The organism is Streptomyces tsukubensis, from assembly GCF_003932715.1.
Classification (GTDB): Bacteria; Actinomycetota; Actinomycetes; order Streptomycetales; family Streptomycetaceae; genus Streptomyces; species Streptomyces tsukubensis.
Window position 1 is genome coordinate 24,442 of record NZ_CP020700.1, and the last position, 12,160, is coordinate 36,601.

At 74.0% G+C, this 12,160-nt stretch carries 6 protein-coding genes and 1 pseudogene; 4 read left to right on the forward strand and 3 right to left on the reverse strand.

All coding sequences use genetic code 11. The features are described from left to right. The first annotated feature begins 1 nt into the window (after position 1). Both B7R87_RS00090 and B7R87_RS00095 read left to right on the forward strand, forming a co-directional pair. On the forward strand, positions 2-3,187 hold the full coding sequence (locus B7R87_RS00090; protein ID WP_006344601.1) for a type I polyketide synthase: 3,186 nt from the start codon (positions 2-4) through the stop codon (positions 3,185-3,187). A gap of 97 nt (positions 3,188-3,284) precedes the next feature. Then, positions 3,285-6,500 (forward strand): AMP-binding protein, encoded by a 3,216-nt coding sequence (locus B7R87_RS00095; RefSeq protein WP_130585361.1) that lies wholly within the window; start codon positions 3,285-3,287, stop codon positions 6,498-6,500. Positions 6,501-6,643: 143 nt separating this feature from the next. Here B7R87_RS00095 and B7R87_RS33300 read toward each other — a convergent pair. Beyond that, positions 6,644-6,892: pseudogene (locus B7R87_RS33300) on the reverse strand (phytanoyl-CoA dioxygenase family protein); the annotation flags it as partial. 636 nt (positions 6,893-7,528) lie between these two features. On the opposite strand from B7R87_RS33300, the gene B7R87_RS00105 reads away from it, so the two are divergent. Both B7R87_RS00105 and B7R87_RS00110 read left to right on the forward strand, forming a co-directional pair. Further along, the gene (locus tag B7R87_RS00105) at positions 7,529-8,578 is read left to right on the forward strand and encodes a methyltransferase (RefSeq protein WP_006344604.1); all 1,050 of its coding nucleotides are present in this window, start codon (positions 7,529-7,531) and stop codon (positions 8,576-8,578) included. Between the two features lie 126 nt (positions 8,579-8,704). Beyond that, positions 8,705-9,787, forward strand: coding sequence for a prephenate dehydrogenase (locus B7R87_RS00110; RefSeq protein ID WP_040912648.1), 1,083 nt, complete (start codon positions 8,705-8,707; stop codon positions 9,785-9,787). A gap of 100 nt (positions 9,788-9,887) precedes the next feature. On the opposite strand, the gene B7R87_RS00115 is transcribed toward B7R87_RS00110, so the two are convergent. After that, positions 9,888-11,048, reverse strand: coding sequence for an alpha-hydroxy acid oxidase (locus B7R87_RS00115; protein ID WP_006344606.1), 1,161 nt, complete (start codon positions 11,046-11,048; stop codon positions 9,888-9,890). Then, positions 11,041-12,114, reverse strand: a complete 1,074-nt coding sequence (gene hppD, locus B7R87_RS00120) for a 4-hydroxyphenylpyruvate dioxygenase (RefSeq protein WP_006344607.1) — start codon at positions 12,112-12,114, stop codon at positions 11,041-11,043. Before hppD ends, B7R87_RS00115 begins: the two co-directional genes overlap by 8 nt. Between the last annotated feature and the right edge of the window lie 46 nt (positions 12,115-12,160).

The following is a 12,160-nucleotide window of genomic DNA, read 5'->3' on the forward strand; positions in this document are numbered from 1 at the left end:
CATGAACGGTTCCGCGGACCGTACGGCGGAGGGCGGGGAGCGGGTCCAGCAGGCGCTGCGTGCGCTGCTGGAGGAACGCGACCGTCTCCGCCGCAGGGTCGGTGCCCTGGAGGCCGGGCGCGGCGAGCCGGTCGCCGTGGTGGCCATGGCGTGCCGCTACCCGGGCGGGGTGTCCTCGCCCGAGGAGCTGTGGGACGTGGTCCGCGGCGGCCGGGACGTGGTGGACGTGTTCCCCGGGGACCGGGGGTGGCCGGACGTCTTCGACCCGGATCCCGACGCGCCGGGCCGCTCGTACGCGCGGCACGGCGGTTTCCTCCGGGACGCGGGCGCTTTCGACGCGGAGTTCTTCGGCATCAGTCCGCGTGAGGCTCTGGCGACCGATCCGCAGCAGCGGCTGCTGCTGGAGACGGCGTGGGAGGTGTTCGAGCGGGCGGGCATCGTTCCGGCCGAGGTCCGCGGGGCCGATGTCGGGGTGTTCTGCGGGGTGATGTTCCCCGAGTACGGGATGCGTTTCCTGGAGGCGCGGGGGAACGAGCTGGAGGGTTTCCTGCTGCAGGGCAGCGCGCCGAGCGTGGCCTCCGGGCGGGTGGCGTACGAGTTCGGGCTGACCGGTCCCGCGGTGACGGTGGACACGGCGTGCTCGTCGTCGCTGGTGTCCGTGCATCTGGCGATGCAGTCGCTGCGTTCGGGGGAATCGTCGCTGGCGCTGGCGGGCGGGGCGGCGCTGATGCCGACGCCCTGGGTGTTCCTGGAGTTCTCGCGGCAGCGGGGGCTGGCGGCGGACGGCCGGTGCAAGTCCTTCTCGGACGCGGCCGACGGGACGGGCTGGGCCGAGGGGGCGGGCGTGCTGCTCCTGGAGAAGCTGTCGGACGCCCGCCGCAACGGGCATCCGGTGCTGGCCGTCCTGCGGGGTTCGGCGGTGAACCAGGACGGGGCCAGCAATGGGCTGACCGCGCCCAACGGCCGGGCCCAGGAGCGGGTGATCCGCAGGGCGCTGGCGAACGCGGGGGTGTCCGCGTCCGAGGTGGACCTCCTGGAGGCGCACGGGACCGGGACGACGCTGGGCGATCCCATCGAGGCGGGGGCCCTGCTGGCGACCTACGGGCAGGGCCGGGCCGAGGGCAGGCCGCTGTGGCTGGGGTCGCTGAAGTCGAACATCGGGCACTCGATGGCCGCGGCGGGGGTGGGCGGGGTGATCAAGGCGGTGATGGCGATGCGGCACCGCTATCTGCCCAAGACCCTGCATGCCGGGGTGCCTTCGCGGCATGTGGACTGGTCGTCCGGTGCGGTCGAGCTGCTGGTGGAGGGGCGTGAGTGGGACCGGGCGGACGGCCCGCGGCGGGCCGCGGTGTCGTCGTTCGGTATCAGTGGCACCAATGCGCACGTCGTCCTGGAGGAGGCGCCGCACGAGGAGCCGGGGGACGGGAACGGGGAGCCGGGGGACGGGAACGGCACGGGGGTGCAGGTGTACGGGGGCGGTCCGGGTACGGGTGGTGTCGCCGGGGGTGTTGTGCCGTGGGTGCTGTCCGGCCGGAGTCCGGGCGCCCTGCGGCAGCAGGCGGCCGCGCTGCACGGCGCGGCCGCCGCCGACCCGGGGTTCGACCTCGCCGCCGCGGGCTGGTCGCTGGTGTCGGGCCGGACCCGGTTCGAGCACCGTGCGGTGGTCCTGGGGCACGGCCGGGACGAGCTGCTGAACGGCCTGGCGGCGCTCGCCGCCGGGGAGGAGTCCGCCGCGGTGGTCCACGGCAGGGCAGGGCCGCTCGGTGCGACGGTCTTCGTGTTCCCCGGGCAGGGGTCGCAGTGGGCCGGTATGGGCCGCGAGCTGTACGGGGCGTTCCCCGTCTTCGCGCGGAGTCTGGACGCGTGCGGGGCGGCGCTGGCCGAGTGGGTCGACTGGTCGCTGCTCGACGTGGTGCACGGGGTGGCGGGGGCACCGGGGCTGGACCGGGTGGACGTGGTGCAGCCCGTGCTGTTCTCGGTGATGGTGTCGCTGGCCGCCCTGTGGCGGTCCTGGGGTGTGGAACCGGATGCGGTGGTGGGGCACAGTCAGGGGGAGATAGCCGCCGCCTGTGTCTGCGGGGCGCTGTCCCTGCGCGATGCGGCCAAGGTCGTGGCGCTGCGCAGCCGGGCTCTGGTGGATCTGACCGGTCACGGCGCGATGGCGTCGGTCGCCCTGTCCGAGGACGCCGTTGCGGAGCGGATCGCCCCGTGGGGCGGGCGGGTGGGTGTCGCCGTCGTCAACGGGCCCCGTTCGGTGGTGGTGTCCGGGGATCCCGGCGCCGTCGACGAGTTCGTGGGGAAGCTGGAGGCCGAGGAGGTGGCGGCCCGGCGGATCAACGTCGGCTACGCGTCCCATTCGCCTCATGTGGCCCGGGTCCAATCCCGGGTGACCGAAGCGCTGTCCGATCTGAGCCCGGGTACGTCGGCGCTGCCCTTCTACTCGACGCTGTACGGCGAAGTCGTCGACACCGCGCGGCTGGACGGCGGCTACTGGTACCGCAATCTGCGGGAGAAGGTCGTCTTCGAGACGGCCGTGCGGCGGCTTGCCGGGGACGGTTTCCGGGTGTTCATCGAGATGAGTCCGCATCCGGTGCTGACCGTCCCGGTGCAGGAGATCACCGAGGACACCGAGGGCGTGGAGGGTGCGGTGGTCCTGTCGTCGGTGCGGCGGGACCGCGGGGAGGCGGAGGCCGTCCTCGGGTCGCTGGCGGCGCTGCACGTCCGGGGCGGGCAGGCCGCCTGGGAAGCCCTGTTCACCACGCGCCGGCGGGTGGATCTGCCGACGTACGCGTTCCAGCGGCGGCGCTACTGGCTGGACTCCGCCCGCCCGGGGGCGGTGCTGGACCTGCCGGCCGCGGAGCCGGAGGCGGGGGTGGGTGGCGGGGAGCTGCTCGCCCTGCCGGAGCTGATCAAAGGTCTCCCGGACGGCGAGGCGGCGGCGCTGGTCCTCGACCACGTCCTGAAGAAGGTCGCCGTCGTCCTGGGGCACTCGGCGGGCGAGATCCTCGACCCCGACCGGGAGTTCAGGGACGCCGGATTCGACTCGCTGCTCGCGGTGCAGCTCAGCAAGAGCCTGGCCGCGGTGACCGGACTGAAGCTGAAGCCGAATCTGGTGCTGCAGCACCCCACGCCGAGGCGGGTCGCCGGGCATCTGCTGGCCTCGATGACCGGTCACGGCCGGCGGTGAACCCCCCGGGTGTGCGGGAGGGCCGGATCCCGTGCACCGACCGGCCGGCGGGCGGCGAGCCCGCCGGCACCCCTGCCGTTCCGGCTCTGCCGAGAGGATGATCTCTGTGCGTTCCTTCGCCGCGTCGTCTGCGCAGGAAGGGTTGTGGCGGGCGCAGGAAATGTTTCCCGACACGCCGAACCATGCGCTGACCCTGTGGGACGTGGACGGTGTGCTCGATCCCGCGGTCATGGAATCCGCGTTCCTGCAGGTGATGGAGGAGGCGGAGGTCCTGCGTGTCACCTTCACCACCACCGGTGATGGTGGCGGGCTGCGCATGGTGCCCCGGGAGGTGGGGGACCTGCGGCCGTTCTTCCTGGACGTCGGCGCGGAGGACGATCCCGAGGGGGCGGCGCGCGAGGCTCTGGCCGGTGTGCTGCGGCAGCCCTTCGATACGGAGCGGGAGCTGCTGCTGCGGCTGGGGGTGATCCGGCTCGCGGCCGGCCGTTCGCTGCTGGTGATCGTCTATCACCATCTCGTATCGGACGGGTACGGCGTGTCCGGGCTGCTGTCGCGGCGTCTCGCCGAGGTGTACACGGCGCTGTCGCAGGGGGCGGAGGTGCCGGAGCCGGCGCATCCGTGGGACGCCGGGTCGTTTGCGGCCGGTGCGGAGGAGTACCGGGCGTCGGGGCGGTTGGACCGGGACAGGGCGTTCTGGCGCGGCTATCTGGCGGACGCGCCCGCGCCCGCGCGGGTACCGCGGGTCGCCCTGTCCGGGGCGGCGCGGGCCGCGCTCGGTGAACCGGCGGGCGGCGCCGACCGGTGGGGGGAGCTGGCCGGGGCCATCGGCATGGTGAGCCGGACCCTGACCGTGCCGCGGGCCGAGGCGGATGCGTGGACCGCGGCCGCACAATCGCTGGGGGTGTGGCTGTCGTCCCTGCTGACCGCGGCCACCGCGGTGTATCTGCGGCACCGCTGCGACCGTGAGGAGTTCCTGCTGTCGCTGGCCGTGGGCAACCGGTCGGGGGCGGCGAGCAGGACGCCCGGTCTTGCGGTGAACGTGGTGCCGGTGCGGGTACGGGTGCCGCTCGGGGCGGCGTTCGCGGAGATCGCGGAGGCGATCGGCGACGAGACGTACGAGATCTTCGACCACGCCGGCTGCCACTACTCGGAGATCCAGCGCGCGAGCGGGACGGCCCTGGGCGACCGCGGCAGCTTCGGCGCCGTCGTGAACGTCGTCGACTTCCCCCGCCGGCTCCGCTTCGCGGGCCGCCCGGCCCGGTTCCTGGCCGGGACGACCGGGACCTTCGAGGAACTGGCGATCGGCGTCTACACCGACGGAAGCGAGGACAGCGACCTGTACCTCCGGCTCGATGCCCCCGCGAGCCTGTACTCGCGCGCGGAACTGCGGTTCATCGGGGAGGATCTGCTCGCCCACATCCGGGCGGTCGTGGCCGCCGGTGACCGGCCGGTCGGTGCGCTGGACACGGCGGGCGGTGCGATACCGGAGCGGGAGCCGGCCGGCGGGGCGGAGCCGGCGGGGCTCACGGTTCCCGAGTTGTTCGCCCGGCAGGCGGCGCGGGCTCCCGACGCCGTTGCGGTGGTGTCCGGGGAGCGTGCGGTCTCCTACCGGGAGCTGGACGAGCTCTCCAGCCGGCTGGCCGGGGCGCTCGCGCGGCGGGGGGTGGGGCGCGAGACGGTCGTCGCGGTGGCGCTGCCCCGGTCGGCCGAACTGGTCGTGGCCCTGCTGGGTGTGGTGAAGGCGGGCGGGGCCTGGCTTCCGGTCGACCCGGGGACGGGGGCGGAGCGGATCGCTGCGGTGGCCGCCGACGCCGCGGTGAGCGCCGTACTGACCGATGCGGCGACCGCCGGGCGGCTCGGGGACGCGCTGGGCGTGCCGGCGCTGGTCCTCGCCGATCTGCTGTCCGGCCCCGGCGGCCCGGATACTGCCGGTGGTGACGCGGCGGCCGGGGGCCGGGGGTACCGGGACGGTCTGTTCGCCGTGGTGTACGGGGAGGGGCGGGACGGGGCGGTCACCGGGGTCGCCGTGACGCACCGGAACATGGAGCGGCTCGCCTCGGACCGGGCCTTCCGGGAGGGCGGTCACGGTACGGCGGGGTGGTGCGCGCCGCCCGGCGGGGACGCGGTGGCGCTGGATGTGTGGGTTCCGCTGCTGAACGGCGGCCGGGTGGTCGTTGCGCCCGAGGGGGAGCCGGATTTCGGGGCGCTCGTGGCGCAGGGTGTGGCGCGGCTGCGGCTGCCTGCGGATGTGTTCTCGGCGGTCGCGGCCGAACGGCCGGGGGTGCTCGCGGGGTTGCGGGAGGTGTGGACCGGTGGCGACCGGGTGTCCGGGGCGGCGGTACGGCGGGTACGGGAGGCGTGCCCCGGGCTGGTGGTGGTGTGCGGCCGGGGTCCGGCGGAGACGGCCGGGTTCGCCGTCGTGGACCGGTGGGCGGCCGGCGGGGATGTGGTGGGCCGGCCGGCGGACCGTACGGTCTTCCATGTGCTGGGGCCGGGGCTGGCGCCGGTCCCCGTGGGGGTGAGCGGGGAGCTGTATGTGGCGGGGCCGGGGGTGGGGCGCGGCTTTCCGGGGCGTCCGGGGGCGACCGCGGAGCGGTTCGTGGCCTGCCCGTCCGGTCCGGCGGGCGGGCTGATGTACCGGACCGGGGAGCGGGTGCGGTGGGCGGACGGCGGTGTCCTGGAGTATGTGGGCCGGGCCGGGGAGACGGTGGAGGTACGGGGCGCGGAGGTCGAGCCGGCCGGGGTGGAGGAGGTGCTGTCCGGGCATCCCGGGGTGGCGCGGGCGGTGGTGTCCGTGCGGAGGGACGGTTCGGGGCAGGGGCGGCTGGTGGCCTATGTGGTTCCGGCGGGCGGTCCTTCGGCGGGTGGTCCTTCGGCCGGGGAGCTGGGCCGGTTCGTTTCGGAGCGGCTGCCGGAGATCCTGGTGCCGCCGGTGTTCGTGGTGCTGGAGCGGCTGCCGCTGACGCCGGGCGGGCGGGTGGACCGGGGGGCGCTGCCGGAACCGGAGTTCGGGGAGGGGGGGTACCGGGCTCCGCGTGACCGTACCGAGCGGGTGCTGGCCGGGGCGTTCGCCGAGGTGCTGGAGCTGGGCCGGGGGGTGGGGATCGACGAGGACTTCTTCGATCTCGGCGGGAACTCGCTGCGGGCGATCAGGCTGGTCGGGCTGATCCGGAGCGGGCTGGAGCAGGAGGTGTCCATCCGGACGCTGTTCGCGGTGCGTACCGTCGCGGGTCTGTCCGGGATGTGGCAGGACCTGGGCCGGTCCGCCAGGCCGGCGCTGCGCAGGAGGACGAGGGAGGGCGAAGTCCTCTGAGATGCGGCCCGCCCGCCCGTGCCGTGGCTGCCGGAGCCTTCCGGGCCGTGGTGCGGGCTGCGGGCTGCGGGCTGCGGGCTGCGGGCTGCGGGCTGCGGGCTGCGGGCTGCGGGCTGCGGCGGCGAACCCTCCCGGGGCGGGGCCGGTTGCGGTGCCCGCGGGGGGTGTTCCGCCCGCTTCCCCTCTCCCTTTCCGGTGGGATCGCCGGTGGCCCACCGCACGCGGGTGCGGTGGGCCGTCCCGGGTGTCGGCGCGGTCATCCGCAGGCAGCCGTTCTCCGTGGTGCTCTCGTCGACGGCCGGCTGCGCCGTCAGTGCGTCCATGGGGCCCGGTGTCCGGTACGCGCCGTCCTGGTGCCACCGCACGGGCTGTCCGTCGTACGGGGCTTGCAGATGCGGTGGGCGGGAGCAGGCCGTTCACGGCCGGGGAGGACGCCGCGGTATCCAGGGCCGGTGACGGGAGACCGGCGGGGCACGGAGGGCGTCATCCGGATCAGCGGGAGTGGAAATACCCGGGATATGGATCCGGATGGCTTCGCATCGGGCAATCGACTTTGGTCCGCACGTCGTCAGAAAGTTCCTGTGGCACCGTGTTGCGTATGCCGGACGATCCCGCTGGGCGTGTTCCGGCGCGGTGCGGCCCATTTTTTCGGGGATGTTTCGTCGTCCCGTCGACGGGACGGCGGTGCGGGCGGCGGCGTTTGCCGGTTATTCTCCGGATTCCTCGCCGCGGTCGGGCCTGGGGGTGTTTCCCGGCGTTACGTCCATTCCGCCGCGGACGGCCGGTCCAAACATCCGGGGCCGGAAGGCTGTTGTTTACCGGGCTCCGGTGGGCCGTATCTGCGGGCCGTCCCGGATACGGCTGCGATCCGGTTTTCCGCCGCCGGCTTCCGGATAGACTCGATTCCGTGACGCAGGGGGCGGGGACGAGTTCATGAACTCGTACGTCTTCTCCCTGCCTGGCGGGCGGTGAAATCGCTTTTGCCGTCCGGACGACTTCGACGAAGTGGGGCGAGTACGCTGACTGAGTTGGAACAGCTGGTGCACGGCGTGCCCGATCCGGTCGTGCGCGAATTCCTGTTGATGGCCGACGACAGCATTGTCGCGGTGCTCCCCTTCACGCTGGCCATCGCCGCACGTCTGGGGGTGGCCGACGCCTGTGCGCCGGAGGGATCGGCGCCCGGGGAACTCGCGGCCGCCGTCGGCTTCGCCGCGGAGCCGCTCACGAGTCTGCTGAACGCCCTGACCGGGGCGGGCTTCTTCACCCGGGACGAACACGGGCGTTTCGCCCCGACGGAGCTGGGTGAGGTGCTCAAGGCCGGTTCGGCCCTGTCGATGCGGGCCACGCTCTCCAACCTGGATTCCTGCCGGGCCTGGCTGCGGGCGGCCGACGCCGCCGCGCAGCTGCGGCCGCTCCCGGCGGCCGCGGGCGAGTCCTTCTTCACGGACCAGGACACCAGGACCACGACCGATGCGGCGTTCAACACCCGGATGAAGGAACGGGCCCGGCGGCTGTACGGCTCGCTGGCCGAACTGCCGGTGTGGGACGGGGCGCACACGGTCATGGACATCGGCGGCGGTACGGGCACGGTGCTGGCGGCGATCCTCACGGCCCGGCCGCAGTTGCGCGGGGTGCTGTTCGACCGCCGTTCGGTGATCGACCTCGCGGCCGTCGACTCCCCGCTCGACCCGGTCCGGGACCGGTGCACGCTGGTGGCCGGCGACTTCTTCGACGGGCTTCCCGGTGGTGCGGACGTCCAGGTGCTGGGCAGTGTGCTGCACGACTGGGACGACGAGAAGGCGGCGGGCATCCTGCGCGCCGGAGTCCGGGCCCTCGCCCCCGGCGGCCGGATCCTGGTCTGCGAACTCGTCGTTCCCGAAACCGCCGAACCGCATCCGGCGCGCTGGAGCGACCTCGGCATGCTGGTCCTCCTCGGCGGCCGGGAGCGCACACTGCCGGAGTTCGACACGGTGTTCGCCGCCGCGGGCCTGGTCCGGACCCGGGTGCTGCCCGTCGGGGAGTCGGGTTTCAGCCTCATCGAGACGAGGCCGGCCGGGCCGGTCCCGGCGGGCGCCTGACGGCCGGTCCGGACGGTTCCGCCGTCGAGCGTCATCCGTTGGCAGGCGCCATCGGTACATCGAGCAGCGCCCGGGTGCGTCCGCAGCATCCGCTCCGTTGCCGGCCCAGGAGTGGACATGCTCTCGCTGAAAGACGCCCTGGTGGTCGGCACCGGTGTGGTGGGAACCTCGGTCGGGCTGGCCCTGCGGGCCCACGGGGTGAGGGTGTATCTGAGGGATGCGGACCCGGCCGCGGCCAAGATCGCGTCCTGTCTCGGCGCCGGCACCGCGGCGGACCCGCCGGGCGCCGTCGACCTGGCCGTGGTGGCCGTCCCGCCGGCGCTGGTGCCCGGTGTCCTGGTACGCCTGCAGGGCGAGGGCGCGGCGCGGCACTACACCGATGTCGCCAGTGTCCGGGCCAGGCCGCAGCAGGAGGCCGCCGCGCTGGCCTGCGACAGCGCCCGCTACGTCGGCGGGCATCCGATGGCGGGCAGTGAGCGCAGCGGGCCGCTCGCCGCGCGGGCGGATCTCTTCGACCGCTGCAACTGGGTGCTGACCCCGACGGCCGACACCCGTACCGACACGTTGAACGCCGCCCTCGAACTCGTGGCGATATGCGGGGCGGTGCCCGTCCTGATGGAGGCCGACGCCCACGACCGGGCGGTCGGCCTCGTCTCGCACGCCCCGCATCTGATGGCGAGTCTGGTCGCCGCCCTGCTGGAACGGGGCGAGGAGCGCATGGTGAGCCTGGCGGGTCCGGGCGTGCGCGATCTGACCCGTACCGCGGCCGGGGATCCGGATCTGTGGGTCGATGTGCTCGGTGCGAATGCGCTGGTGGTGGCCGATCTGCTCGAAGAGCTGTCGGAGGGGTTGGAGGACGCCGTGGCGGGGCTGCGGGCCATGGGGGCCGCCGACGAGGACAAGCGCAGCAGTGGTGCGCGGGTGGTGGGGGATCTGCTGCGGCGCGGCCGGGCGGGGCGGGCCAGGATCCCGGCCGGGCCCGGTGCCGTGCCGAAGCGGTACGAGGAGGTGACGGTCGTGATCGGCGGCCGGCCGGGGGAACTGGCCCGGCTCTTCACCGATGCCTCCCGTGCCGGTGCCGATGTGGAGGACGTCCGCCTGGAGCATGCGGCGGGGCGGCCGGGCGGTCTGGTCCGGCTCAGTGTGCCCGGGGACCGGCGCGAGGTGCTGATGACGGCCCTGCACAACGGCGGGTGGCGGCACCGCTAGGGAATTTCTTCCGGATCGGGCCGGATCGGTGGGCGGGGGTACGCCCCCCGGGGCTGCGGGCGCCCGGGCCCCGTGGACCGGGGCGCCCGCGGCCGCGGGGTTACCGGTGCGGGGCCGAGAGGGCCGGTGTGCCGGGTGCGGTGGCGGGGCGGACGAGTCCGGGGCCGGTGTCGGCGAGGGTGCCCAGGCCCGCGAGGGCCATGGTGTCGGTGAGTTCGGCGAGCAGGATGTTCAGTACGTCCGTCACTCCCCGGCTGCCGTCGGCGGCGAGGCCGTGCAGGACCGGGCGGCCGACGAGGACCGCGTCGGCGCCGAGGGCGAGCGCGGCCAGGACGTCCCGGCCGCGGCGTACTCCCCCGTCGAGGAGGACGGGGATGCGCCCGGCCACCGCCGTCACGATCTCCGGCAGGACGTCGACGGTGGCGGGCACGCCGTCGAGCTGCCGCCCGCCGTGGTTGGACACGATGATGCCGTCCGCCCCCGCGCGGACGGCGCGTACCGCGTCGCTGTCGGTGAGGATGCCCTTGAGCAGGAGCGGCAGCGCGCTGACCGAGCGAAGCCAGTCCACGACCGTCCAGTCGAGTGCGGGGGCGAATTCGGCCCTGGCGTGTGCGGCCGGTACCGCGAAGTCGTGTCCGCCGAGGTTGGCGGGGGCGATTCCGTCGGGGAGGCGGAAGCCGTTGCGCAGGTCCCGCAGCCGGCGTCCCATATGGGGGGTGTCGACGGTCAGGACGAGTGCTTCGAAGCCGGTTTCCTCCGCGCGCTCGATGAGGCGCCGGGTGGTCGAGCGGTCGCGCAGGCAGTAGACCTGGAGCCAGAGGGGGCCGCCGCCGGCGGTGGCGAGTTCTCCGAGGTCGCGCCCGGCGAAGGTGCTGATCACGACCGGTATGCGGGCGGCTGCCGCGGTGCCCTGGACGGTGGCGAGTTCGCCCAGGGGGTGGGCGAGGGTCTGGTAGCCCAGCGGGGCGATCGCCACCGGGGCGTCCCAGGAGCGGCCCAGGACGGTGGCGGTGGTGTCGGGGGTGGCGGCCGTGCCGCGCAGGACCCGTGGCCGCAGCAGCAGCCGTTCGAAGGCCTCGGTGTTGGCCGCGAGGGTCCGTTCCTCGCCCGCGCCGCCTTCAAAGAAGTCCCATACGGCGGGTTCGAGGCGGGATCTCGCGGCTTCCGCGAAGTCGGCGAGGGTCAGTCTCAGCGGGTCGGGCCCGGTGGCCGGAGGCGGGGGGTGGTGTGCGGGGCGGGCTGCGGGGGGTGTGTCAGGCATGGCCGGCCGGTTTGCTGGTCTGCCGGCGGTCCACGGCCTCGTAGAGGGCCTTGATGTTGTTGCTGCCGAAGGTGTGGGCGCCCCGGCGGTCGATCAGTTCGTAGAAGAGGGTGCCCCGGCGGTGCTGTGATTCGGTGAAGATCTGGAGCATGACGCCGGTGTGGTCGCGGTCGGCGAGGACGCCGAGTCCGCGCAGTTCCTCCACCGGGACGCCGATCGGGCCGAGGCGTGGTCCCAGCCGGTCGTAGTAGCCGGACGGTGTGGTCAAAAACCGTACGCCCCGCTCGGCGCTGCGGGGTACGGCGGTCAGGATGTCGCCGGTCAGGAAGGCGATGTGCTGGACTCCGGCGCCGTCGTGGGTGGCGATGAACCGGTCGATCTGGCCGGGGGCGCGGGTGATGTCGGGTTCGATGAGGGTGAGGGTGAGCCGGCCGGAGTCGCTCTGGACGACGGTGGAGTCCATGGCCTGGGAGCCGACGACGATCTGCTCCTCGTAGATCTGGTGGAGGCCGAAGACGTTCTCGTAGGTGTGGACGGTCTCCTTGAGGGTGCCGGCGGGCACGCAGACGGCGAGGTGGTCGATCGCGGTGAACAGCCCGGGGGCGGGGCGGGTCCGGGCGGTCTCCTCGATGAGCGGGGCGAAGGGGCCGCCGGGCCGTTCCCGGGAGACGAAGCGGTGTTCCACGTCGCCGAAGCCGCTCACCGAGGCGAACACGGTCCGGGCTCCCGGGGGGCCGAGGATCTCGGGCGGGGCGACGGGGGCGGCTCCCCGCTCGACGGCCTGGGCGAACGCGGCCTGGGCGTCGTCGACGCGCAGGCCGATCACGCCGACGCCGTCCCCGTGCCGCTCCACGTACTCGGCGGCGCGGTGGCCGGCGCTGGTGGCCGAGGTGACCAGCAGGGTGATGTCGTGCTGGCGCAGCAGCACCGACTCGCAGCCCTGGAGTCCCGTACGGGCTCCGCCGCGGCCGGCGAGGGTGAAGCCGAACAGGTCGCGCAGCCCGAGGGCTGCTTCTTCCGCGTTCTCGGCGAAGAACTCGATGTGATCTATGGACTGTATTTCCACACGCCACCTCCAGGGGGTGCGCACTCGGCCGGGCTCAGCGGCGGGG